The sequence below is a fragment of the Chryseobacterium lathyri genome, from assembly GCF_019970085.1.
Lineage (GTDB): Bacteria > Bacteroidota > Bacteroidia > Flavobacteriales > Weeksellaceae > Chryseobacterium > Chryseobacterium lathyri.
The window spans coordinates 978,936-1,004,308 of the sequence record NZ_JAHXYG010000001.1 but is presented as its reverse complement, the minus strand read 5'-3'; the positions used below and the strand labels follow the sequence as shown (position 1 = coordinate 1,004,308).

Annotated in this window: 21 protein-coding genes; 7 read left to right on the top strand and 14 right to left on the bottom strand. The window is 37.3% G+C overall.

Annotated elements, in window-relative coordinates; all coding sequences use genetic code 11:
• Positions 1–54: 54 nt before the first annotated feature.
• The 3 genes from LC418_RS04630 to smpB all read right to left on the bottom strand — a co-directional run bounded on the left by LC418_RS04630 (position 55) and on the right by smpB (position 2,912).
• Positions 55–795, bottom strand: a complete 741-nt coding sequence (locus tag LC418_RS04630) for a YebC/PmpR family DNA-binding transcriptional regulator (protein WP_111957162.1) — start codon at positions 793–795, stop codon at positions 55–57.
• Between the two features lie 93 nt (positions 796–888).
• Positions 889–2,376 (bottom strand): OmpA family protein, encoded by a 1,488-nt coding sequence (locus LC418_RS04625; protein ID WP_223558255.1) that lies wholly within the window; start codon positions 2,374–2,376, stop codon positions 889–891.
• Between the two features lie 77 nt (positions 2,377–2,453).
• On the bottom strand, positions 2,454–2,912 hold the full coding sequence (gene smpB, locus LC418_RS04620) for an SsrA-binding protein SmpB (protein WP_062650837.1): 459 nt from the start codon (positions 2,910–2,912) through the stop codon (positions 2,454–2,456).
• Positions 2,913–3,103: 191 nt separating this feature from the next.
• Between smpB and LC418_RS04615 the strand changes: the two genes are divergently transcribed.
• Positions 3,104–4,726: an ABC-F family ATP-binding cassette domain-containing protein gene (locus LC418_RS04615; RefSeq protein ID WP_223558254.1), complete on the top strand. Its 1,623-nt coding sequence runs from the start codon at positions 3,104–3,106 to the stop codon at positions 4,724–4,726.
• Positions 4,727–4,811: 85 nt separating this feature from the next.
• On the opposite strand, the gene LC418_RS04610 is transcribed toward LC418_RS04615, so the two are convergent.
• Positions 4,812–5,624 carry a M48 family metallopeptidase gene (locus LC418_RS04610; protein WP_111957154.1) on the bottom strand — a complete coding sequence of 271 codons (813 nt, stop codon included), beginning with the start codon at positions 5,622–5,624 and terminating at the stop codon, positions 4,812–4,814.
• Positions 5,625–5,732: 108 nt separating this feature from the next.
• Between LC418_RS04610 and recJ the strand changes: the two genes are divergently transcribed.
• The 3 genes from recJ (at position 5,733) to LC418_RS04595 (ending at position 8,507) form a co-directional block, all read left to right on the top strand.
• A complete protein-coding gene (gene recJ, locus LC418_RS04605; protein ID WP_111957152.1) occupies positions 5,733–7,445 on the top strand; it encodes a single-stranded-DNA-specific exonuclease RecJ in 1,713 nt (570 codons plus the stop codon).
• Between the two features lie 43 nt (positions 7,446–7,488).
• The gene (gene nadD, locus LC418_RS04600; RefSeq protein WP_223558253.1) at positions 7,489–8,073 is read left to right on the top strand and encodes a nicotinate (nicotinamide) nucleotide adenylyltransferase; all 585 of its coding nucleotides are present in this window, start codon (positions 7,489–7,491) and stop codon (positions 8,071–8,073) included.
• A gap of 95 nt (positions 8,074–8,168) precedes the next feature.
• The gene (locus LC418_RS04595) at positions 8,169–8,507 is read left to right on the top strand and encodes a DUF3817 domain-containing protein (protein WP_223558252.1); all 339 of its coding nucleotides are present in this window, start codon (positions 8,169–8,171) and stop codon (positions 8,505–8,507) included.
• A gap of 60 nt (positions 8,508–8,567) precedes the next feature.
• Here LC418_RS04595 and LC418_RS04590 read toward each other — a convergent pair whose 3' ends face one another.
• Positions 8,568–10,346 (bottom strand): carboxypeptidase-like regulatory domain-containing protein, encoded by a 1,779-nt coding sequence (locus tag LC418_RS04590; RefSeq protein ID WP_223558251.1) that lies wholly within the window; start codon positions 10,344–10,346, stop codon positions 8,568–8,570.
• Between the two features lie 326 nt (positions 10,347–10,672).
• On the opposite strand from LC418_RS04590, the gene LC418_RS04585 reads away from it, so the two are divergent.
• The 3 genes from LC418_RS04585 to LC418_RS04575 all read left to right on the top strand — a co-directional run bounded on the left by LC418_RS04585 (position 10,673) and on the right by LC418_RS04575 (position 16,241).
• On the top strand, positions 10,673–12,904 hold the full coding sequence (locus LC418_RS04585) for an outer membrane beta-barrel family protein (protein WP_111957423.1): 2,232 nt from the start codon (positions 10,673–10,675) through the stop codon (positions 12,902–12,904).
• A gap of 76 nt (positions 12,905–12,980) precedes the next feature.
• The gene (locus tag LC418_RS04580) at positions 12,981–15,281 is read left to right on the top strand and encodes an outer membrane beta-barrel family protein (protein WP_223558250.1); all 2,301 of its coding nucleotides are present in this window, start codon (positions 12,981–12,983) and stop codon (positions 15,279–15,281) included.
• A 78-nt stretch (positions 15,282–15,359) separates the two neighbouring features.
• Complete coding sequence (locus LC418_RS04575) at positions 15,360–16,241, top strand: alpha/beta hydrolase (protein ID WP_223558249.1); 882 nt, start codon at positions 15,360–15,362, stop codon at positions 16,239–16,241.
• Positions 16,242–16,272: 31 nt separating this feature from the next.
• Here the strand turns inward: LC418_RS04575 and LC418_RS04570 are convergent, their stop codons facing one another.
• From LC418_RS04570 to ctlX, 9 genes are read right to left on the bottom strand one after another with little or no spacing between them, the layout of a single operon-like run.
• Positions 16,273–18,033, bottom strand: coding sequence for a discoidin domain-containing protein (locus tag LC418_RS04570; RefSeq protein WP_223558248.1), 1,761 nt, complete (start codon positions 18,031–18,033; stop codon positions 16,273–16,275).
• Positions 18,034–18,056: 23 nt separating this feature from the next.
• A complete protein-coding gene (locus LC418_RS04565) occupies positions 18,057–19,082 on the bottom strand; it encodes a hypothetical protein (RefSeq protein WP_223558247.1) in 1,026 nt (341 codons plus the stop codon).
• Positions 19,079–20,668, bottom strand: a complete 1,590-nt coding sequence (locus LC418_RS04560) for an NAD(P)/FAD-dependent oxidoreductase (RefSeq protein ID WP_223558246.1) — start codon at positions 20,666–20,668, stop codon at positions 19,079–19,081. Before LC418_RS04560 ends, LC418_RS04565 begins: the two co-directional genes overlap by 4 nt.
• Positions 20,643–22,157, bottom strand: a complete 1,515-nt coding sequence (locus tag LC418_RS04555; protein WP_223558245.1) for a polyamine aminopropyltransferase — start codon at positions 22,155–22,157, stop codon at positions 20,643–20,645. Before LC418_RS04555 ends, LC418_RS04560 begins: the two co-directional genes overlap by 26 nt.
• Positions 22,150–22,365, bottom strand: a complete 216-nt coding sequence (locus LC418_RS04550) for a DUF350 domain-containing protein (RefSeq protein WP_111957131.1) — start codon at positions 22,363–22,365, stop codon at positions 22,150–22,152. The genes LC418_RS04555 and LC418_RS04550 overlap by 8 nt, the downstream gene beginning before the upstream one ends.
• A 12-nt stretch (positions 22,366–22,377) precedes the next feature.
• Entirely contained in the window at positions 22,378–22,572 is a 195-nt protein-coding gene (locus tag LC418_RS04545; protein WP_223558244.1) for a hypothetical protein, read from the bottom strand.
• A 3-nt stretch (positions 22,573–22,575) separates the two neighbouring features.
• Positions 22,576–24,039, bottom strand: coding sequence for a DUF4178 domain-containing protein (locus tag LC418_RS04540; protein WP_111957129.1), 1,464 nt, complete (start codon positions 24,037–24,039; stop codon positions 22,576–22,578).
• Positions 24,040–24,042: 3 nt separating this feature from the next.
• Positions 24,043–24,402, bottom strand: coding sequence for an S-adenosylmethionine decarboxylase family protein (locus tag LC418_RS04535; RefSeq protein ID WP_111957127.1), 360 nt, complete (start codon positions 24,400–24,402; stop codon positions 24,043–24,045).
• 20 nt (positions 24,403–24,422) lie between these two features.
• The gene (gene ctlX, locus LC418_RS04530) at positions 24,423–25,346 is read right to left on the bottom strand and encodes a citrulline utilization hydrolase CtlX (RefSeq protein ID WP_111957419.1); all 924 of its coding nucleotides are present in this window, start codon (positions 25,344–25,346) and stop codon (positions 24,423–24,425) included.
• Positions 25,347–25,373 lie beyond the last annotated feature (27 nt).

Here is a 25,373-nt window from a genome sequence, read left to right as displayed (position 1 = left end):
TTTTATACAAAGAAACTAATTGAAAGTTAACTGTATATGAATGCTATATTATTTTTACAGTGAGTTCATTAGCTCATCTGTGATTTCCATATTGTGATAAACGTTCTGCACATCATCATCATCTTCGAAACGCTCAAGCATTTTCATATTGGCTTTGAACTGCTCTTCATTTACTTCTTTGGTGTTATTCGGAATTCTCTGAAGTTCTGCACTCTTTGCCTCAATTCCCAATTCGTCTAATTTATGAGACAATGAACCGAAATCTTCAAAAGCTGTAGTGATCATTACTTCATCCTCATCTTTTTCCACATCTTCAGCACCTCCGTCAATCATTTCCATTTCAAAATCATCCCAATCCATTTTAATCTGAGCCAGATCGAGGCTGAAAATTCCTTTTCTGTCGAAGATAAAAGCTAATTCACCATTCTTACCAAGGTTACCATCAAACTTGTTGAAAATTGCTCTTACATTGGCAACAGTTCTCGTTGTATTGTTGGTTGTACACTCAACAAAAAAAGCAACACCGCCTTGTCCGTACCCTTCATAAGTAACTTCTTCGTAGTTTTCCGCATCAGCGCCACTTGCTTTTTTGATGGCTCTTTCCACGTTATCTTTGGGCATATTCGCACCCTTGGCATTCTGGATACATCTTCTTAAAGCAGGGTTGGCTTCAGGATCTGTTCCTCCGGCTTTTACTGCCAGTGCAATATCTTTACCGATTTTAGAGAATGTTTTGGCCATTTTATCCCATCTGGCCATTTTAGAAGCTTTTCTATATTCAAATGCTCTTCCCATTTTAATTTTTAAATTTCAACAAAATTAACTAAAAGTCAACAAAAAAAAAATACCCCCAAAAAATTGGAGGTATTTATTATTTAGAAAAATTAATTATTTTTTCTTTTTAACTACTTTTTTCTTAGTAGTTTTTTTCTTAGCTACCGCTTTTTTCACTGGAGCATCTTCGTAATCTTTTTTCTTGATTGCGTTCCACTCGTTATCATCTTCGATAGCTTTTACAACTACTTTTCTATCAACTTGTCTTTCTGCATCAGAAGCTTTTTCAGAAACTGTAGCTTTAGACTCACCAACACCGATTGATTTAAGAGAATTAGTATCAATTCCTCTTGCATCTAAAGCAGCAACTACAGAAGCAGCTCTTTCTCTAGATAATTTCAAGTTGTAAGCTTCAGCACCTTTAGCATCAGTTCTACCTTCTAATAGATAATGACCACCATCTTTCTTAATCAACGTAGCAGCAGCATCTAGAGCTGGAGTTGATTCAGGTTTGATTGTAGCTTTGTTGAAATCAAAGTAAACACTCTTGAATGTAGTTTCTAATTCTTGCTCAGTAACTTTCTTAGGCTTAGGACATCCGTTGTATTCTGGAAGACCTGGAACTGTAGGACAAGCGTCATCTTTATCTAAGATTCCGTCACCGTCTGTATCTGGCCAAGGACAACCGTTGTTTTCAGCAGGACCTGCAACTGTAGGACAAGCATCATCTTTATCGATAACACCATCACCATCTGTATCTGGCCAAGGACAACCGTTGTTTTCAACTGGACCAGCTACTTCTGGACATTGATCGTCTTTATCTGGAACTCCGTCACCGTCAGTATCAGGACATCCTTGGAATTCTGGTAAACCAGGAGTATCTGGACAAAGGTCATCTTTATCTAGGATACCATCCTTATCTCTATCTCTGTTACCGAATCTGAATAAGATTGATGCAGAAGCTTGCCAGAAGTTAGCAACTGTAGATTTATCACCTGGAGTTGATACATAATCCCCCTGAACACCAAGACCGAAGTTCTTAGTTACCCAGAAGTTAGCACCAGCACCTGTAGAAACTGTGAAGTGGTTAGCTTTACCGTTTTCGTTACCACCGTCTCCGTTAGTAATAAGCTCTCCTCTGTAATCATATCTAGGGAAAGAAAGAGCAGTGTAGTCATGTCTTAGGTAGTTAGCACCAACTCTCAAATATGGATCGAACCAAGATTCTTCATTCCATAGAAGACCAGCTGCTTTAGCCTGGAAACCAAGACCTGTCATTAGGAAAAATTCTTTTCCCATGTTGAATCTCTTGTTATCTACATTACCTACGGAAGTCTGCCAGTCGATAACTAAACCTTTACCGATGTTTCTAGCAACTGTTAATTTAGATAATGGAGGTGTAATAGAGAAGTTGTTCATATTGAACATCGTCTTCGTTAAATTATTAGCAGAGAACGTATTACTAAAGTTGTTTCTCTGTGCCTTATGGTTTTCCGCATGAGCACCAACTCCGATCAACCACGGATTATTGGTAGTCTGGGCAAAGACAGTAGAGGCAACAGTAAGCGCCAATGCTGAAATTCCTAATTTTAGATTTTTCATAGAATTAAATGATTAAATAATTGATAATGCAAAATAAATATAATTTTTCTTTATATACAAAGTTTTTTGAATGATTTTTAACTTTTCTTTAATATTCTGTCCAGGTTACGTTTATTTTCTCTATCTTTTATCGCCTCCCTTTTATCAAAGAGTTTTTTCCCTCTGCCAAGCGCAATGAGCACCTTTGCTTTACCCTTGTCTGTGATATATAGCTTAAGAGGTATAATTGTGTTACCAGCATCCTTTAACTTTTTTTCAAGTTTCTGCAATTCTTTTTTGTGCAACAGCAATTTCCGTTCCCTTTTTGTTTTGTGATTGTAAAAAGTTCCCAATTTATACTCATCAATCATCATATTAATAATGTATAACTCCCCATCAATAAACTGACAGAAAGATTCTGTAATGGATGCTTTGGATGAGCGCAAAGATTTTATTTCTGTACCCGTCAGAACCATCCCTGCTTCAAATTCTTCAAGGATTTCGTATTCAAAACGGGCTCTTCTGTTTAATATACTTACTGTTTTTTCGATCTTCATTGTAAAAAATTAGTGATTATACTGATGGGTTACGTTCAATCTTCTCATTAAATCGCCCCTTTGGGACTTCTCCCTATTTATTTTGTTAATGAAATATAGAAAAAATACCCCATATTTAAAAACTTGACTATTACATTATTACGAAATACCCAAATTCTTTTCGTAATTTTGCGCCAAATTTACAAAACTATATGTTAACAGTATCTAACTTATCTTTACAATTCGGGAAAAGAGTTCTTTTTGACGAGGTAAATATTATGTTTACCAAAGGAAACTGCTACGGGATTATCGGAGCAAACGGTGCGGGGAAATCTACATTCCTTAAAATATTAACAGGAAAGCAGGATCCTACTACAGGGCATGTATCTTTGGAGCCGGGGAAAAGAATGTCAGTTTTGGAGCAGGATCACTTTGCTTATGATCAATTTACTGTTCTTGAGGCTGTTTTAAGAGGAAATAAGAAATTATACGAAATAAAAGAAGAAATGGATTCTTTATATGCTAAAGAAGACTTTTCTGATGAAGACGGAATCAAAGCAGGTGAGCTTGGTGTAATCTATGATGAAATGGGTGGATGGACTGCAGAATCTGATGCGCAGACGATGCTTTCAAATGTTGGGATTAAAGATGATATGCACTGGCAGATGATGAGCGAACTTGAGAACAAGGACAAGGTAAAGGTTCTTTTGGCTCAGGCTCTTTTCGGAAATCCGGATGTACTGATCCTGGATGAACCTACGAATGACCTTGACATTGATACGATCTCTTGGTTGGAAGATTTTCTTGCTGATTATGAGAACACGGTAATCGTTGTTTCTCACGACCGTCACTTCCTGGATACAGTTTGTACGCACATCGGAGATTTGGATTATGCAAAACTTAACCTTTATACAGGTAACTATACTTTCTGGTACCAGGCTTCTCAGCTTGCCACAAGACAGAGAGCTCAGGCTAATAAGAAAGCGGAAGAAAAGAAGAAAGAACTTCAGGACTTCATCGCAAGATTCAGCTCTAACGTTGCAAAGGCAAAACAGGCTACAGCCAGAAAGAAAATGATCGATAAACTGAATATCGATGATATCAAACCTTCTTCAAGAAGATATCCGGCCATTATTTTCGAAATGGAAAGAGAGGCAGGTGATCAGATTCTAGATGTAAAAGGTCTTGAGAAAACAAAAGACGGAGAACTTCTATTCTCAAACATTGATTTAAACCTTAAGAAAGGTGATAAAGTTGCTGTGTTGTCTAAAAACTCTTTAGCGATCACAGAATTTTTTGAGATTCTTGCAGGAAATGTTCAGTCAGATAAAGGAACAGTGGCTTGGGGAGTTACCACAAACCAATCTCATATGCCTTTAGATAACACCAATTTCTTCCAGGAAGATTTAAGCCTGGTTGACTGGTTAAGACAATTCACCAAAAATGATGAAGAGCGTCATGAAGAATTTGTAAGAGGATTCTTAGGAAGAATGCTTTTCTCTGGTGATGAAGCTTTAAAATCCTGTAAAGTACTTTCAGGAGGGGAAAAAATGAGATGTATGTTCAGCAGAATGATGCTTCAGAAAGCCAATGTTTTATTATTGGATGAACCTACCAACCACCTTGATCTTGAAAGTATCACGACCTTGAACAACTCATTGTCTAACTTCAAAGGAAATCTTTTATTAGCGTCTCATGACCACGAAATGCTTCAGACAGTCTGTAACAGAATCATTGAACTGACTCCTTCAGGAATTATTGACAGAGAAATGACTTACGATGAATATCTTGCAGACAAAAAAGTAAAAGAAATCAGAGAAAAAATGTATTCTTAATTCATTAAGAGCATATTAAAACTCAATATAAGTAAAATTCCTCAAAGTTGTCTTTGAGGAATTTTTATTTTAATTGAAGATTGTATTATTTGGTAAGCTTCGTTTTAGGAATAGCAATTGTTCCCGGATCTTTCCATAAACCGTCTTTTTCAGCTCTCTTCTTAATCGCCTGGGCTCTTTTTTCACTGTCAGGGTGAGAGTTGAACATTTTCTGAAAACCAGTCTGAGTGCTTCCTTCCGAAAGTAAAGCCAGTTTTTTGAATGCTGAATACGCCCCTACTACGTTATAGTTATTAGTTTTCATAAAATCATAAGAGTAAGTATCTGCCTCTGATTCCTGTTTCTTGCTGTGTGAAGCATCCAGAAAAGCGTTGGCCATCTGCCCTATCTGACTATCATTTAACGTTGCTACAGCTCCTGATGCTGATGATGCCGCATCCAGTGCTGCTGCCTTCAGGTAGGCAGATTTAATGGCGTCTTTGGTGTCCTGATTCTTTACATGTCCTATTTCATGTCCGATTACTGCTAATAATTCATCATCCGTCATGATATCCATTAATGAAGAAAATACACGAACACTTCCGTCTGCACAGGCAAAAGCATTGATATCCTTTACTTTATAAACTTTATAGTTTAAAGCAAGTCCATCCTGAGATTTATGTTTTCCGAAAAGCTTGTTAAGTCTTACTGTATAAGGATCTTTAGGTCCTGCAACCGGATTGTTCTTATCCATCCAGTCAACCGATTCTTTTGACAGTTTTACTGCGTCTTCATTGGTAAAGGTAAGGGCTTTTGCTCCTTTAGAAACAACGCCTGCAGCCTTTCCAAGATTAATTTTCTGTGCCGATACAGCATTCATAGCGCCTAAGAATAAAAGGCAGAGTGTAATTTTTTTCATGATTATTTTAATTTGGACCGCGAAGATAGATATTTTTTTCAACAATCAGTAAGTCAAGTTCAACCTTAATCATTTCAAAATGCTATTTTTTTTCCTTATTTTTGTGAAATGAGTCAGAAATGGATTTACAAGCCCGAACCCGATGAGGAAGTTGTGGACAGATTAAGTTCGTCACTTGGTTTTGGTACTTTTGAATCTAAGCTCCTCGTTCTAAGGGGAATTGACAATTATCAAAAGGCCAGAGAATTCTTTAAACCTAACCTCAACGATATACACAGTCCATTTTTAATGGCGGATATGCAGAAAGCTGTAGAACGTATCGCAACTGCGATTGAAAATGGCGAGAAAATACTGGTGTACGGAGATTACGATGTAGACGGAACTACGGCTGTTGCTTTGATGTACCTTTACCTCAGCAAAATTGTTGAGAAGAAATATCTAGATTATTATATTCCCGACAGGAATTCTGAAGGATACGGAATTTCTACTGAGGGTATTGATTTTGCCAAAGAAAACGGTTTTTCACTGATCATCGCTCTAGATTGTGGTATCAAGGCGACCGACATGGTACAATATGCCCAGGACAAGGGTATTGATTTTATCATCTGCGACCATCACCTGCCTGGTGAAGAGATCCCTAATGCGGTAGCTGTTCTGGATCCGAAAAGAAACGACTGCAGATATCCGTTTAAAGAACTTTCAGGATGTGGTGTGGGCTTTAAGCTCTGCCAGGGACTGAATACCATCTATAAAATTCCTGAAGCCGAACTGTTTGAGCTAACTGATCTTCTGGCTATTTCTATAGCAGCAGATATTGTCTCAATGACCGGAGAAAACCGGGTTTTAGCTAAAATGGGATTAAAAGTTCTCAGAAAAACAAGAAATCTTGGATTAAGATTATTGATTCCTGAAGATAAGCTTTCTCATTTTGAAATTTCAAATATTGTCTTTGAAATTGCTCCGAAAATCAATGCTGCGGGAAGAATTTCCCAGGGAAAGGCAGCGGTAGAGTTGATGGTTTCTGATAACCTGAAACATGCCAATCAGATCGTCAGCGATATTATGGACCTTAATGACGAAAGACGTGAGCTTGATATGAATTCCACGCTTTCTGCTTTGAACCAGATTATTGAATCCCAGCAGCAAACAAAATATTCCACCATTGTTTATCATCCTGAATGGAATAAAGGTGTGATCGGTATTGTGGCATCAAGACTTATTGAGACTTATTATAAGCCTACTTTGGTATTTACTGACGGCAACAATGGGGAAATGGTAGCTTCTGCAAGATCGGTTTCTGATTTTGATGTTCATGAAGCGCTTGATATGTGTTCTGAATATTTTCTGAAATTCGGTGGACATCATGCCGCTGCAGGACTTTCAATGGAAAAGGATAAATTTGAGGCTTTCAAAATAAAATTTGAGAAAATAGTTTCTGAAAAGATTCAGGAACACCAGCAGGAACCTTCTATCACGATAGATTCTGAGATCAAAGTGGATGAGATTAACAGGGAATTCATCAACTTCCATAGAAAACTGGCACCATTCGGTCCTCATAATATGAAGCCTATTCTTACCCTGACTGACCAAAAACTGTCCGGATATGTAAAAACAATGGGAAAAGACAACAATCACCTGAAATTTTACATCAAGCAGGAATCTACGGGTAGAAATATAGAATGTGTAGGCTTTAAGCTTGGGCAGTATGTGGAAGATTTTAAAAATAAAAAGTTTGATCTTGCCTTTACCTTAGAAGAAAACCATTGGAAAGGAAATGTAACCCATTATTTGAATATAAAAGATGTAAAGTTCAGGGACTAGCCACAGCTGCTATCTGTTACTTACCATCTGCTACCTGCAATCCATGAAAAAAATCGGCTTATTTTTTGGTTCTTTCAATCCGATCCATATCGGACATTTAATTCTGGCTAATTACATTCTGGAAAATTCCGACATGGATGAACTGTGGTTCGTTGTAAGTCCGCAGAATCCTTTTAAAGATAAAAAATCGCTGCTGAAAGATCACAACAGACTGGATATGGTGCAGCTTGCCGTAAAAAGCTATCCGAAGATGAGGGCTTCAAACGTAGAGTTTTCACTTCCTAAGCCAAGTTATACCATAGATACGCTTACCTATCTTCATGAAAAGTATCCAAACTGTTCCTTCAGCCTGATTATGGGTGGAGATAACCTGGACAGTCTTCATAAATGGAAAAATTCCGATATTTTGATCAAAAATCACCATATTATTGTTTATCCAAGGGTTTTTGAAGGAGAAAAGAAAGATTCTGAATATCTTCAGCATGAAAATATTTCGGTTATTAAAGCTCCGGTTATTGAACTTTCTGCTACGGAGATCAGAAATATGATCAAGGAGGGAAAAAATGTACGCCCAATGCTCCCTCCGGAAGTGTTTGAATATTTGGACGGAAGCAGTTTTTATAAGTAATTTTGCAATTAAGAAGTTAAAAGCCAGACTTTAGAAGTTATTAGGTACAATACAATCTAGTTCTCGACTTTTAATTCTTACCTTATACTTACCATATGGAATTCATCGAAAAGTTTTTCTCAAAATATCCTCAGGAAAAAGTCATTAAATGGTTTAAGCAAATCTGTTTGGCAGAAGCCGTTTCATGGTTTTTTCTATTTACCGCAATGACCTGGATACGTATTGATCCTGAAGGTGTTGTCCCAATCGTATATATCAGTACTATTGGTAGTATTCACGGATTATTTTTTACACTTTACCTGATCTTTCTACCTGTAATAAGAAAAATATACACGTGGGATGACGAAGACAGTGTCTTTGCATTAATTTCCGCGTTTTTCCCTTTTGCTACCATCTGGATAGACAAAAAACTAGCCCGTTTTGACAGAGAATAACAGTGTGATATAAAAAAAGGACCAAAATGGCCCTTTTTTATTTAAGTTACTTTTAGATGATTAAAGATCTCTTAGAACATGTCCGTTTGCTATGAAAGTATGGCTTCCGTTCGTATCCGTATAAGTTCCGTTTACCGTAAAATCAATATACGCTCCTACTGCTCCGAAATTAGTCACCTGAACCACTACATTTCCTGTAGTAGGATTGAAATATCCTCCTGAAAACTCAAAAGTATAATCTGTAGTAAAGCTTCCCGGAACTCCAAGCATATTATTTTGAATCATATAGAAAGAATTTCCGGCAGGTGATGCAGAATTAATTCGTAATTGTTTTGCCGGCATATTGGGAGAAGTTGGAGTAAGACCAGACCATTGAGCATACATACTTCCCAAAACGTACCTCACATTTTGATTATCAATCTTATAACTGATAAATTCATTAACCGAATTACAAACCGAAAGATTGCTAAAATTCATAACCGGTAAATTGGCTGTAAAAGGAATTTCTCCTGAAGTCTGCAAATTAGTATAATCATAGCCTTCCAAAATAAATTGTGGATTAGCTGTACATGAGTAAACATTAAATGAAAAAGTACCTGTACTGCTTACCGGAACTGACGTGTACTGAAAATAGTTGGTTCCGGCCGCAGGTCTCAAAAGCACATAACCATCCGTAACATCAGTATTGGCACAGGTTTTCAAATTTCCCTGTATTATATACTGATTTCCTGTAGATGTTACTGTAATATCAGGCAGCGTCATGGTACTTCCCGCTACTACTGGTGCTACATTTGCAGTATAAACCACTGTGCTACATACATCATACACTTTAAGAATAAGAGTTTCATTTGCAGGAATAATTCCTGTAACTGTACCCAAATTATCTGTCATTCCATAGGTTTCATAGGTCTGGCTGCTTCTTTTTAAACTCACCTTTGTATTAACCATAGGCAACCCCGCAGGATTTTTCACCGTTACTTTCAGGATAGCCTGGGGAAACTGCGCATCGCAATTCCACCAGGAGAAATGACTTACTGTTCCTACATAAGTATTTCCAACCTTCGTTGCAGAACCTTCTTCCTTCCACATTCCCGTATTTTCATCGTATGACCATAGCGGAATTGTGTTCGGAGACATTGAAGTTTGTGAAGCATCAATGGGAACTGTCATTTCAGCAGTATGCCCGTTTGCAATCTGTAATTTTTGTCCTGAACTCCCTGTAAGCTGAACATGCACCATTCCAAAGGTTTCCATGATTCTTGCATTTCCTCCGGAGTTGGTTGCCAGGAGAGAACCGGGCATTAATTCGGTCAGATACTGATTGGATGATGCTAAATGATACAATGCAACATTTACACTTCCGCTGTAAGCATTTCCGTTTGTATCTTTGAAACTTCCGTCGAATTTTACTTTTGTTCCGTTAGGTAAAGAAACCGTAGAAGTGGTCCCTGAATTAATACTTGCCTTTATGGTTGCAGGGATCATCATAATATTTACACGGTTTATTCCACTCGTAGGAACCATTACTCTTGAGCCGTCTACAAATCCGGATTTTGTTACTTTCACCAGGGCAAAGTTTTCCTTCACCTCTGCATTTTTAAAAGTAAAAAAACCTTTGAAATTGGATTGAACCGTACTCGATCCGATTGTTACCGTTGCTCCGCTTACAGGATTTCCGCCTGTATCAAGCACTACTCCCTGAAAGTTTCTCTGTACTGTACTTCCAAAATTAAAATTAGATTCAGGGGTTGGGTTGCTGTCATCAATGTCTATATATGTTTCATTTTTACATGAAAATAGCAACAATAATAACAACAATAAAGGATAAAATTTTCTCATATGTTATTAATTTTTAGTTTACACTAAATTAATCATAAAATAGATACATCCATCTTTTATTAAATTTTTCATCATACTTTTTTTAAAATCTGATTAATTTTCAATCTCTGATGTAACAAAATTCCATATTGAATTGTCTAATTATGTAGAAACTCAAAAGTATTTAAATTTTAATTCAAAATTTTAATTACTGTAAATCAACAAGTTAAATATAAGTTAAAAATATTTTAAGTACTTTGTATTGCATGATACTGTTTTTATTATATATCTTTGCTATGTTAAATAATAACAGATACAAGCTATTAAACCACAAAAAAATAATGACCATGAAAACTCATATTCTAATTGCCGCCTTATTTTTCAGCGGACTGGCAGCTGCCCAGCAATCAAAGGATACTCTGAAAGTAAAAAATATTGAAGCTGTGAATATCAAGAAGCAGGTTTTCAAAAAGCAAAGTGACCGTTTCATATATGATGTAGCTTCTTCTCCTATTGCAAAGGGAACCAATACGTTCAATCTTTTGAAACAAACTCCAATGATCTCAAGCATTGATGGAAAATCTCTTAAGATTATGGGAAAATCTGATGTGGTGATCTACATCAACAATAAAAAGTCCAATATGGATGCTGAAGCTCTGATCGAAATGCTGAAGGGAACTCCATCTGAAGATATCCAGAAAATTGAAGTAATTACAACACCGGGAAGTGAATACCAGGTAGAATCCAATGAAGGGGTGATCAATATTGTGATGAAAAAGAAGAAAAATGACGGCTACAACGGAACCCTGAAAATGAACAATGAACAGGCTTATTACAATAATCCTTCTGCAGGTGCTTCTTTCAATTTCAGAAAAAACAAATGGTCTGTGAATTCAAATTTCAATACGGGAAGCTGGACAGACCGCGAAAGGTATACTTTATCGAACGGAGATTCCACTTTCAGAAATGAATCTTTGGGATATAATGATGATCCGAATAAGAATGTGGGTGGAAGTGTGAATATCGATTACGAGATCAATAAGAATCACAGTTTAGGTTTTACCTACAACATGAGATATAATAAGAGTTTCAATTCAATTCTTGATGTAACGAACTGGCAAAACGGCGCACTTGTTAACAGAACCGTCAACAATGAGAACGCACAGACAAGAAATCACTCTTTCAATCTGAATTATGAAATCAAAACAGATTCCATCGGAAGCAAACTTACTTCGAATGTTTCTTATTTATGGTTCAACAGGGACAAAATGAGTACAAATGAAAGTTTCCCACTCAATAATGATAAGAAGAATAAGTACAGTGCACTGCAGCAGTCAGTTCCTCAGATCATTAATAATTATGCTGCGAACATCGACTACCTGAAAAAGACGGCAAAAGGCAACACATGGCTGATGGGAGTAAGCTACAACCACACCAATACGGATAATGATACGAGACAGGATGATATTGAAAATGGAGTGATCATCAATAATGAGAATCAGACCAATCATTTCATTTATAAAGAAAGAATCCTGGGTGCGTATCTTACGTATGAAAGAAAGCTAAGCGAAAAATTTTCAGGAAAAATAGGAACGCGTTATGAAATGACCAGAAGCAGCGGCGAGATTCTTGGCAAAACAAGCTTTGACAGAAATTATAACAATCTGCTTCCCTATCTTAATTTAAATTATGCCATCAGTTCAGATCATAATCTTACCTATAGTTTTTCAAGCAGGATCAGAAGGCCAAGGTTTTGGGAACTGAATCCATCTAGAACATATTTCACGCCTAATAACTATACACAGAACAATCCTTTCGTACTGGCTTCTAAATTTTACAATCAGGAACTCAGCTATATGTACAAAAATGCTTTTTTTGCCAACCTGAGCTTCAATTATGTAAAAGATGCTTCCAACCAAATACCACTGCAGGGAACTGTAACCGGACCGGAAAAGGATGAAAATGGAAACACGGTAATTGTTACCAGAAGGTTTTTAAGATATATAAGAACAAACTATGGTGACAACAAACAGTTTGGACTGACCTTAGGAATGAACAAATCCTGGTTCAAGGAAATCTGGACAACCAATTATTCGGTAAACCTGGGATATAACATCTATAAAGGCTCGGTAACGGAAGATCCTACCTCGGTTCCGGTTGCAGGCCAGACAGAAGTGGTTGAACCTTATGTAATTAATTTCAAAAACTTCAACATATCCGGTAATATCAATAATACGGTACGTCTTTCTTCAAATAAGGACTGGTTTTTAGGAGTTAATTATTACTATGGCAGCAAAGTAAAAATTGAAAGCGGAACATTAGGCGTAAGACAGAGCTTTGATGTGAGCTTAAAAAAGATCATGGGCAACTGGACCTTCGTAGCGGAAGTGTATGATGTATTTAATCAAAACTATAACAGCATACAGGGAATACAGCCTAACGGCAGCTATAATAACGTAGTCAATTTCGAATATCCAAGAATCCTGAACATCGGGGTAACCTATAATTTCGGAAACCAGAAACTGAAAAAGGCAAGAGAAATGAAATCGGCCAACGATGCGATAAAGTCAAGAACTTAAGTTTTATAAAAAATTACAATTACCACAAACCACCACAACCACTCCGTTTCAAAAACGGTATTTAAATAGAAGAATCATGAAAAAGATCATTATACTGGCAGCAGCTATCTCAGGAAGCGTAGTTTTTGCCCAGGAAAAGAAATCCGATACGGTAAAAACAAAATCTATAGAAGGCATTACACTTACAAAACAGGTTTTTAAGAAACAGAGTGACCGTTTTGTATATGATGTTGCAGCATCTCCGGTTGCCAAAGGAAACACCACTTTTGATCTGCTAAAGCAGACTCCGCTTCTGTCTTCAACGGATGATAAGACGTTAAAGATTGCAGGAAAAAACAATGCCCTGATCTATATCAACGGAAGAAAAACCAATATGGATTCTGAATCCCTGGTTCAGTTCCTGAAAAATACCCCGGCAGAAAATATCCAGAAAATAGAAGTGATTACGGTGCCCGGAAGTGAGTTTCAGGTGGAATCTTCAGATGGGATCATCAATATCGTTTTAAAGAAAAAAATGAGCGACGGCTTGAGCGGAAATATGAGGATGGCCAATTCACAAAACAAATACAATGCAAGCTCTGCAGCCTTTTCCATCAATTACAGGAAGGATAAGCTGGGAATCAGCGCCAATCTTAACGGCGGTGAAAATATAGAGGCTCAGACCTATACTTTAAGAAACGGAAACAACCTTTCTTCCAACGAATCTAAAGGAGACATCAATGACCCGAATAAAAATTTAGGCGGTTACCTCAACGTTGATTATCAGCTTACAGAAAACAGCAATCTGGCACTAACATGGAATACCTGGGCCAACAGAAGCTATAATTCTACTGTAGATCTGTACAATACCATTCGTTCCTATGATGCAGACAGCAAAGATTATATTTTTAATTACAGCAATTCAAAAAATAACGAGAATACCCGTTCTTATAACAATTCATTAAATCTGAACTATGAGCTTAAAACAGATTCTTTGGGAAGTAAGTTAAACCTTAATGCAGCCTACCTGAATTATAAGAGATTCCAGTATACTGATAACAGGACTCTTCTTCCAGATGCTTCCGGAAATTATTCTTTGCCGGGCAAGCAGGTGATCCAGGATCTGCCTCAGATTATTAATAATTTTTCGGGAATGGCCGATTATATTCAAAAGTTCAAGAATGATTTCACTGTATCCGTGGGAGGTAATTATAACAAAACCAAAACAGACAACGATACTAAAAATTACACCTACGAATTCGATAAAAAGGGTCAACTGATAAAACAAAAACCGGAACCGAATCATTTTATCTATGATGAAAGTATTTACGGTGTTTATTTAACACTTGAAAAAAAGTTCTCTGATAAGTTTTCGGGAAAAGTAGGAACCAGATATGAAATCACACACAGTTTAGGAACTTCTGATAACGCTCCTACTGCCGATCTGAAAAGAATTGAGAGAAACTACAACAATCTTTTACCTTATCTGAGCCTGAATTATGCCATCAATGATAAAAACAATATTTCATATGCATTTTCAAGCAGAATGAGAAGACCGAGCTTCTGGGAAATAAACCCGGTAAGGAATATTTTGACTGAGGATAATTATACACAGAACAATCCTTTTGTAAAAGCGTCTTCCACTTACAACCAGGAACTTACGTATATGTATAAAAATTCATATTTCCTGATTTTAAATCATTCCTACTTTAAAGATGTAATTACACAGGTTCCGCTGCAGAGAGACATTCTGAAACCGAGAATTGACGCACAGGGAAATCCTGTCCCTGGCCCAAATGGACAGCCAATTATGGATCCTTACACCCAATTGAGGTACATCCGTACCAATTTTGGAGATAAGCAGGAGATGTCTGCAATGGTGGGAATACAAAAATCCCTTTTCAAACAATACTGGACAACTAACTTTAATATTGGCGTACAGCATAATATCAACAACGGAAGTTTAAGTATAGATCCTACTTCGGGAGATGTTTTCCCAACTTATGAAAACAAAAGAAAATCAACGAGCATTGTTATTCAAACCAACAACACGATTCGTCTGGATAAAAAGAAAACATGGTTTGCCGGAGTTAATTACTTCTTTGTAGATAAGCAGCAGATCGAGCTTGGAGTATTGCGAAATCTTATGAGCCTGGATTTGAGTCTTAAAAAAATCTGGAACGACTGGACATTTGCCCTGAATGTAAATGATGTCTTAAATACAAATATCATTGAAATTGAAGATTACCAGGACAACGGAAACTACAACTATATCCACCAGAACCGATACAACAGAGGCATGACGTTAAGCATTACCTACAATTTCGGAAACCAGAAAGTGAAAAAGGTAAGAGACATCGAAGGAGCTTCTGACGCCATTAAAAGCAGAACAAGATAGAACTATCATTTCTTCATATCAATTATTTTGTGGTAAGATCCGTCGGAATTTCCGGCGGGTTTTTCTATCTTTATGATTATGGATAAAAGATTTGTGATTATTCTGTATTTTTTTTCGATATCCCTTCTTTGGACCGGCTGCAAAGAAAAAACAGTGACTTTGGCTAAAGATATCAGTTTTGAAAAAGAAGAAAATATTCGGTACGGAAATGATCCTGAACAGAAGCTAGATCTTTATACTCCTAAAAATAGAGGCTCAATAAAGGGGATCTTTGTCATCATTCATGGTGGAGGCTGGCGAGGCGGAGATAAATCCCAGCTTACTTTCTTTACCCTTTCTATGATGAAAAAATTTCCTGATTATGCCTTTGCCAATATGAATTACAGATTGGCAGCCAATCATTCCTTTATCCTTCCTAATCAAACAAAAGACATTGATAATGCCTTAGATTTATTAGTTAAAAAATCTATGGAAATGAAGTTTACGCCTGAGTTTATTTTGCTTGGAAACAGCGCAGGTGCCCATTTATCAATGTTATACGGTTATAATAGGATTTTCGACCATAAACATAGAAAAAAAGTAAAGACAATTGTCAATATTGTAGGACCTGCAGATTTAAATAGTGCAGATTTCAGGAAATATTCCGACTATTCTTTTGTCGAAAAACATATGATAGATTCCTCAAAGCCAACTCCAACAGATATTACCCATCAAGATATTCCGAATCCTATTTTCTGGATTAATGAAACCTCTCCACCTACCATTTCTTATTATGGAAACAGGGATCAGGTCATTCCTATATCTCAAGAGAGAAAATTAGATTCTGCTTTGATTCAGAATAAAGTAAGACATGAAACTTATGAATTCAATGGCGGTCATCTGGACTGGGACAAGGCTCCGAATGATGAGTTCTTGATTAATAAAATTGCCGCTTTTCTTAAACAAACTGATAAAAAATAAACGCTTTGAGAATTTCAAAGCGTTTATTTTTCTATTCAGATTTTACAATTTCTGTTCTTTCCGAAATTCCATTCGAATTGAAAGCTTCGATCTGAAAATAATACGAATCGGTCCGGTCGGCTCCGGTGAAGAAATATTCATTCTTTCCATAAACCATAATGCTTCCATACAATTTATCCGGAGATTTTCCCCAATAGATCACATATCCGTCTGCATCCTGATTCTGCTGCCATTTCATCCAGATACTTCTTCTTTCACCGTATTTTTTAGGATCAGCTCTTAAAGGAACAAATCCTTCTACTTTCTTTGGTCTTTCACCTGCTCCTTTTCCAAATACTCTGAAACCACTTAATGCAAATTTTCCGGTAGGCATTTTCAGGTTTTCCATTTTAAGGAACCTTGCCTTAACTGGTTTTTCAAGCTCCACATAATCGTGGGGAACATCTTTGGTGCTTTTACTTTTATCTACAACAACATTCCACTTCTTTCCGTCATTCGAGCCATAGATTTTATATTGATGCATTTTGCCCAATGTTTTCCCTAAAAATTCAACATCCTGATCTGCGTAATTGATCTGAATCGCATTGATTGTGGAAACTTCACCAAGATCTGTCTGAAACCATTCTCCGGAGTTTCCTGTTTTTGCACTCCAATACGTCTTGATATCTTCATCTACCGCTAGATTCGGCTGATAACCGCCTAAAGTAGAGGAAACCTGAACTGGCTTATTATAATTCAGCAGCATCCAGCCTGCGAAAAGGCCCTTTGAGAAATCTTTACCCTGCGCATACTGCGGAAGATAGGTTGGGTAATCTCCGTAAGCGGTATTCGTGTACATTACATCATCCTTATCAAATCCTGCCGGCCAGATTCCTAGGCGTCTTTCAAAATTATTTTTAGTGGAAATAAAGATGGTTGACACATGCCACCAATTTTTGTAATTGTCCTCAAAAGTGGCTCCGTGTCCTGCTCCTCTTGCAAAACCTCCGGGTTTATAGGAAAACGGATTGTGCTGCTGGTACTCAAAGCCTTCCAGAGGATTTTTGCTGACATAAACGCCATCGGAATATCCGCTGAATTCGGTAGCCGGAGCTCCATACTGCATATAATATTTTCCGTTGTGTTTAGTCATCCATGCTCCTTCTACAAATGGCTGCAGGAAAACATTGTCATTATATTCCCCGAACCTTTCCCAACCGTGATCTTCAGGCTTCAGTTTTATAATAGGTTTTACAAAGCCTTCTGACTGCAGGTTTTTAACCTTCACTTCAGTCCCCAGAAGCGGCCACTCGTTGCTGGATCCCCAGTAGAGATACAGCTTATTTTTGTCCTCATCATAATGGAATGCAGGATCCCAAGCGCCTACTTTCAAAGTATCTACAGCAATTTTCCAGTCGTCTTTGGTAGGATTGGTACTTTTCCAAATAGGGAAATCCTGTTCCCAGGTAGATCCGTAAACGTAAAGGGTGTCTTTCATTGCCCAAACAGCCGGAGCATTCAGGTCATGAATATATTTATTGTCTCTCAGGAATTTCCTCTTCACAAACTTCCAGTCCAGCATATCATCGCTGTACCAGTATCCTTCCTGGTTGGTAGAAAAAAGAAATAACTTATTTTTAAAATTAACGATCACCGGATCAGCGGTAGCACGGTGTTTTCCCTGTTTTGAGAAAGCCTCAAATGGCGTATAACCATAATCAATGTTAATTGGGTTACAGAATGTTTTCTGCTGGGCACCAACGAATATTCCCAACAGAACAGTGAATGATAAAAAGTACTGCTGTATCTTCATAGCTTTTTGCTTAAGCGACAAATTTAGGTAACTTTTTTTGGTTTCCTCCAAATAAAACCGTCAAGGAGATAATGAGACAGCTGAGGAACAACCAGAATAGGAACCAAAAACTGAAGGAATTTTTCCGAAACATGGAAATCCAGTGAAAAATGTTCATTCCAGACCAGCACTTCCCACAAAAATTCTTCAAAGAATGCAAATCCCAAGATTACTCCAATAAATAGAAATACTCCGAGGGCTGACTTAAAAACAGAAAGCTTGTCCAGCTGATGGTTTTCTTTCTGCCGGATTTCCCGGATATAGACCAGTGCAATGTATGGAATCCCATGCGAAATGACGTTCAGAAAAGTAAAGACCAGATCATTGTTGAAATATACGATTCCAAAGTACCATGAAAGATAGGTTCCCGCTATCAGAGCAATTTTCGGAATATTAAAATTTTCAGTTTTAAAGACTTCAAAAACCGTTTTTAAAATCCAGACCACCAATATGACAAAGTAAATTATAGTAATGGGTTCGGTATAATCCGGCAGATTTTTAAGCCAGTCAAATTCATTTTCTACAAACCACGTAAAAGCACGCGGGGTCTTAAACCAATACAGCATAGGATAAACTGTAGCAGAATAAACAGCGACCTCATCTATCCTTTTGCTCCAGTTATTAGGTTCAAAACGTGCATAAATCCTCATAAAACCGTACTGTTGACGGATAAAATGAAAAACAGCTGCCAACGCAAGGCCAGACCAAAACACCAGGCTGCCAAACTGGAACAGGATGACCCCCAAAAGCCAGCTCAGGACAGGAATTCCCCAATACAGAAGTTTCCTATTCTGCACTTCTCCCTTTACGAAATAGGTTTTGAATAAAGTGGAATACACATGCGCTACATCTACAAAAACAATAAGAAAAAGCCATGTGTAAAAAGAATGATTGTTTTCAAGCCCCTGAATCTGTTTCTGAAAAAGAAAAACAACCAGCAGGATCAAGAAAGGCGGAGATAAAATAAACCACCAGTCTGTTTTTGCATTATGTATCCAAGGCTGTTTCATATCATCTGTTGTGCTGTTCTTAGTCCCTGATAAAAAGCTTCTTCAAAAATAGAAATTCCTGAAAGATCTGTATGGGCAAAGAAAATTTTCCCGTCAATGGGTTCTTTTGCCTTTTGGGTTTCTTCACCAAAAATCTGGCCCGGAACCGGAGCTATCATAGCATGTCCTATTTTATGAAAATCCATTTCTAAAATAAAATCTTCTATCAGCGGATGTGCCTTCTTTAAATCATCTAAAACTAAAGTTTTAAGCTCACTTTCTTTCATGGAATACAGCTTACGTCTTGCTTTTCTACAGTCGCTGCTGGAAAAACTCCTGTAATAGGTGATCACTTTCTCTCCTATGATCTGCTCAATGTTCTGATGCTGGTCAAAAATATAGCCCAGTCCCGCAGAACCATAGATGACATTATCCCACGCCAGTTCTTCATCACCTCCAAACTCATTCTTTAACGTAATGGTCGTCAAAAGCCAGGGAACATAATTGAATGATGCTACTTTTTTACTGCTAAAAATTCTCTCAGCAATAAACTGAGGGCCTGTAAACAGTACTTTTTCAGCAGTGATTTTCACTGTCTTTTTTTTAAGGTTATCAAAGCTTAAAACCTCAACTTTATCATTTATATTGACTTCAAAAACCAAATGACCGGGCTTATGTTTCCCGTCCGTAAATTTTGAGAGATGTTTGGCTAGTCTTGCATTTCCCTCCGGCCATGTAAAGACCTGATCTTTATATTTTCGACTCCAGTTATTTTTTCTTCCCGCAAAATAATGGATTCCTGCCCAGGCAGAAACAAAATCAATTCCTAATCCATAATCGTCTCTGCAGGAATAATCCAATAACCAAAGCAATTCTTCCGATGTATAATGATGCTCTTTCAGCCAGTCTTTAAAAATGATCTTTTCTAGTTTTACAGCATCATTTTCTATGCTTGAGTCATGGACGGGAATAGCAAACCAGTATTTTCCATGAGTATCTTTTTTCTGGCGGAAATCATCTATTGTTTTAAAGAAACGGTCAAATTCTTTCTGTACTTCTGCATCAGTTCCTTTCTGCGGAACAATATCATTCTGCCATACATTTTTGTAAAACAGTCTTTCCTGCTGTGGAAAAGTCATCTGATATTCATCCAGAACAGGGTCTCCGTTTTCGTCATCTCCCTGGTAGATTCCACAGTCCTTTAAAAAATCAATGAGTTCAGTATTTTCTTTATTGGGAAGGGGCAGATAATGTGCACCCAAAGGAAATTTTGAAAATTGATTCTGTCCGTTTGAAGAATTTCCGCCCAACCTGTTCTCCATTTCAAGCAGAAGATAATCATTTTGATTGTTCTGGCTTAAAAACCGGCATGCAGAAAGCCCGGAGATTCCGCCTCCGACGATGAGATATTTCGTGTAGATTTCTTCTGAAAATTTTGGAAAATCTTTGGCCCACAGCTTGTGTCCGAGAACATGATTGGTTCCGGTAATTTTAAGCATCAGAGATCTTCCTTTCTTTCCGCAGTACTGCAGAAAAGGAAGCATAAGGCTGCCTAGAAAAACTGTTGTAAGAAAATCTTTCCTACTGTACTTTCCTCCACTCTTCATCGAAATAACGGACTAATATCTGGTTATCCAGACGGTTAACTTCTACATCATTCACTTTCATGTCTTTGCTGAAATAAGAAAGCTGGGAAAAATTATAATCGTAATATTTTAAATTGGGAATCTTTCTATAGATCCTATTATTTACAGGTTCAAATGAAGCTATTGAAAAACCCCATTCTCCAAATGACGGCACATAGGTATGGTATGCTGAAGTAAATGGAAATATCTGATTGATCGTTTTTTCTATACACCAGAAAGATTTCGGAGCAAAATATGGAGATGTGGTCTGGACAACAATTTTCGTATCGGAACCGGCCAGTCTTTCCAGTTCTTTGTAAAACTGCAATGAATAGAGTTTTCCTAAACTGTAATTGGAAGGATCAGGAAAATCAATAATGATCACATTGAACTTCTGTCTGTTCTCTTTGACCCAAACGTATGCATCTTTGTTGATGATTTTGATTTTCGGATCAGATAAAGAACTATGGTTTAAGGTACGCATGGTTTCATTGGTTTGGAAGAAATCGGTCATTTCTCCGTCAAGGTCAACAAGGGTAATATTTTTTACTTCTCTATATTTCAGGACTTCACGTGCAGCAAACCCATCCCCACCACCCAAGATCAGGATATTCTCAATATTTTTTGCCATAGACATCGCTGGGTGCACCAACGCTTCATGATAACGGTATTCATCTGTGGAGGAAAACTGAAGGTTATTATTCAGGTACAGCCGAAATTCATGGTTATTTCTCGTGAGAACAATTCTCTGGTAGGGCGAGCTTTTGGTATAGACCACATTTTCACCGTAGAGTTTTTCTTCTGAATACGACAAAATCTTATCTGAAAAGATAAAAAGGGCAAGAAGAAATGTAAAAGCCCCAATGGATTTTATCTTTAAAGAAAGTGGTTTCGAAAGTTCTTTTTTAATATAAAAACATAAGAATATGGCGATAGAAACATTAATCAATCCAAAAAACAAAGGTGTTTTTACAATTCCCAAGTTCGGAATAAGCACGAGAGGAAACAGTATTGAGGCCAGTAATGCTCCAATATAATCAAAGGCAAAAACGTTTGATACTAAGTCTTTAAACCCTATTCTGTCTTTTAGGATATTCATCAAGAGTGGAATTTCCACCCCGACCAGACATCCGGTAAAGAAAACAAAAAGGTAAAGCACTGCCTCAAAATGGGCCAGGGTATTAAACAGGATAAATAAAACAACTGAACTTACCCCACCGACAATTCCCACAAGGATTTCGATCTCTACAAATTTATCGATGAGATTTCCTTTAATAAATTTGGCAAAATATGACCCTACCCCCATTGAAAAGAGATAAACGCCAATGATGAAAGAAAACTGTTTGACAGAATCTCCCAAAAGATAACTTGCCAATGCACCGGCCACCAGTTCATAGATGAGCCCGCACGTTGCAATGACAAAAACCGAGAACATTAAAAGCAGCTCAAGAGGAATCCTCTTCTTATCCATGAATCGCAGCACTTATAATCATTGAAATTCCTATGATAAATGCTCCGAAAACAATCGCTAACGCTATATTTTTATTTTGTGAGATCTCATGCCATGTTTTTTCCGGGGTCAGTTTTTCGATAATGAAATAGCAAACCAAAAGAATGGCTATTCCTAAAATTGAGTATAACACAGAGTTGAATATCGGCAGTAGATTAATGTTATCCATAGTTTATATTTTTTATTTGTGGTAGTATCTGTAAAATCCTCTTCCTGTGGAGTGATTTCTGGTTGTTCCGTCCCGGTAGGTTTCTGTTTTGGCACAGTCGCAGAACTTATTTCCTGTAAAAGTAAGATAAACAAACCAGCTCAGAAAAAAGCCTCCGATAAGTAACAGTATCCAATTGGTCCTGATGTAGTGGGTTATTTTGTCCATGTCTTAATGGGTAGGATAAGGTGAATTGGAACTGTTTTTCCATTTATTGAGTTCAAAAATGCGTCTTCCCACAAAGCTGACCGCTATGAAGGTTAGTGACAAAATGATTACAATAGCGAAATTCCAAAATGATACCGGTTGCCATGCAGCCTTGATTTTCACAGAGCTGTTTCTTTCATATTTTTCCGGGTAGCCGGTTTCCAGGCTCATATTGGTAAGGACAGAGTCCAATTTTTTAATTTCCAACGGCTTTTCTGTCAGCTTATTTATTCCGCTAATTTCGTTTTTCAGTATTTCTTTTTCGGTATAGATGCTGATGCTTTTGTCTTTATTGTTCCGCATATAGAAATTTCCCAGGTCATTTTTAATCACTGAAAAATCTCCATTCTGTAGCTGATAGCCTGATTTGAAAGGATCTGCCGCTCCTCCTTCTTTTTCTGCAGAAATCAGGAAATGGTAGTTTCCGGGCGCTACACCGCAAAAATTAAATTCTTCACTCTGGCTTCCTTCGCTCCAGCTTTCTCCGTCTTCATAGCCGGAATATCTTTCTATATCTTTAGAGGTATAAGCTATTTCATTAGTCTTTTCATTAACAAGGCTTACGCCTACATTTGCCCAGGAGTTGTCTACTTCAGAGTAGGCATTCACTTCTAACGGAGCGGAAGCTCCTGAAAGGTTGAAACTTTTGCTTACCAGCTCTTTTTCATTTAAATCAGCAAATTTGATTTCCTGTTCAAAAAGGGTCTGATTAGTTCTTGACATCACCACATACAGCTGGATCAGACAGATTAGTAAAGCTGAAACTCCGATAATGTTGATCCCTTGCCTTACATCAAAGAAAAAAGGCTCTACAATTCCTATCCCTGAATAATCGGGGAGTTCTTTTAAGCCGAAAGCTTTTTTGATGGTGTATTTTGAGATATGATTTCCCTTAAAGAACTGTACTGAATTTCCACATTCTTCCCGTGAGATCATCTCGGTGCCGTTTACGTATTCTTTATATTTGGCAAGTTTAAAATCTATTTTATCTTCAAAAAAACCAGCTGCGGAATGAATACTGCAGGGTGTGGTTTCATACCATCTATATTTCCGCCCATCAGCAGTTTCTGCATAATGCTTAAAGTCTTTAAATGCTGAATCCAGTAAGTGGAGAAGTACCCAATGTCCATCATTTTCGCTTAAGTATACATTATTTCCGGATGGGCCTTTCAGTGCATATTCCCGCCAGAAAATATTTTCTCCATATTTTTTAACAACAATATTAATTACATAGTATTCTGTCCCATAGATCGTTCCTTTCTGTCCGACTTCCAGGACTACATTTTCTACAGGCTTTTTAATGATTTTCCGAGAAGCATTTTTTTCTATTCCGATAAGGGAAGCACATGAATGGCATATGTATTCTTCAACAGAAAAATCTATTGCCAGTTCATTATTTTTTTCACAGACGGGACAAACGTAATACATTTTTTAACGGTGAATTTTGTGTTTTTGAATGACATCAGCATTGAAATACTGAACAATTTCATCTGCGATCTGCTCTACTTTCTGGGTATTATCCTGGGTATAGTTGCACAGAAAAACATCAAATGTAAGCTGTTTAAACTCTGGCCAGGTATGTATACAGAGATGGGATTCCTTAAGACACACGGCAGCAGTGAAGCTCTGGTTGTCAAAGACATGATCTGTAATTCCAACAATTTCCACTTCTTTAGTTTCTAAAATGGATTCTGTATATTTCAAAAAGCGACTGCAGTCTAATAACAAATCTTCTGACTGTGTTTCCAAAGTCAGAAGAATATGCAGACCTTTGCTTGATAATGGTTTCAATTATTTTTTTCGTAAATATATTATTTTTTCGGAAGGAAAACCTCAGCAAGCATACATCTGGCACTTCCTCCTCCATTCACTTCGATGGTATTCAGATCTGAGTAAATGATCTCACAGTATTTTTCTATGGCAGCAACCTGTTCAGGTGTTAAGGACTGATAGGCCGTCTGGCTCATCACCAAAAACTTCTGGCCGTCTTTATTCTGAACCTGAAGCATATTTCCTGCAAACTGCTGCATCTGCTCTTCTGAAATTTCGATGATCTCTTTTCCTGAATTTTTAATGGTTTCAATAACCTTTTCTCTTTCCAGCTCATTATCGATACAATCAAGGCATATGACTACAAATTTATCTGCCACACACATCATAACATTGGTATGGTAAATTGGAAGCCTCTCTGTGCCTACAGTTTGATAAGAATGGAAAACTATAGGGGTAAATCCATATTTCTCACAAAATTCTCTGAATAAATTTTCGTCAAGTCTTAGAGAAACCGAACCATAAGCGATTTTATTATCGTGGTCAAAGATCATACTTCCTGTCCCTTCCAGGAAATGACCCTGAGTTTCAGGCAATGACCAGTCGTCAATTTCAGCAACTTCAAAGCCTTGATTTTTGATACTCTCAATAATATCCTCCCTTCTCTCTACTCTTCTGTTTGAAGCGAACATCGGATATAGGACAACTTTGCCATCTTTATGGAAGCTTACCCAGTTATTCGGAAAAATAGAATCGGGAGTATGAGGATCCAGGGTATCTTTTATAGTAATCACATTTATCCCTTTGTTTCTCAGTGTTCCAACAAAAGTGTTGAATTCTGCCAAAGCTTTAGATTGAATATCAGCCCCTTTCTGTTCAACCTGAAAGTAATTATTTTCTGCCGTTTCCGCATTATAGCCGAACGCAATCGGCTCTATCATTAATACTGTATCTGTTGTTTGCATTGTTTTTGATTTAAAAATTAAAACATT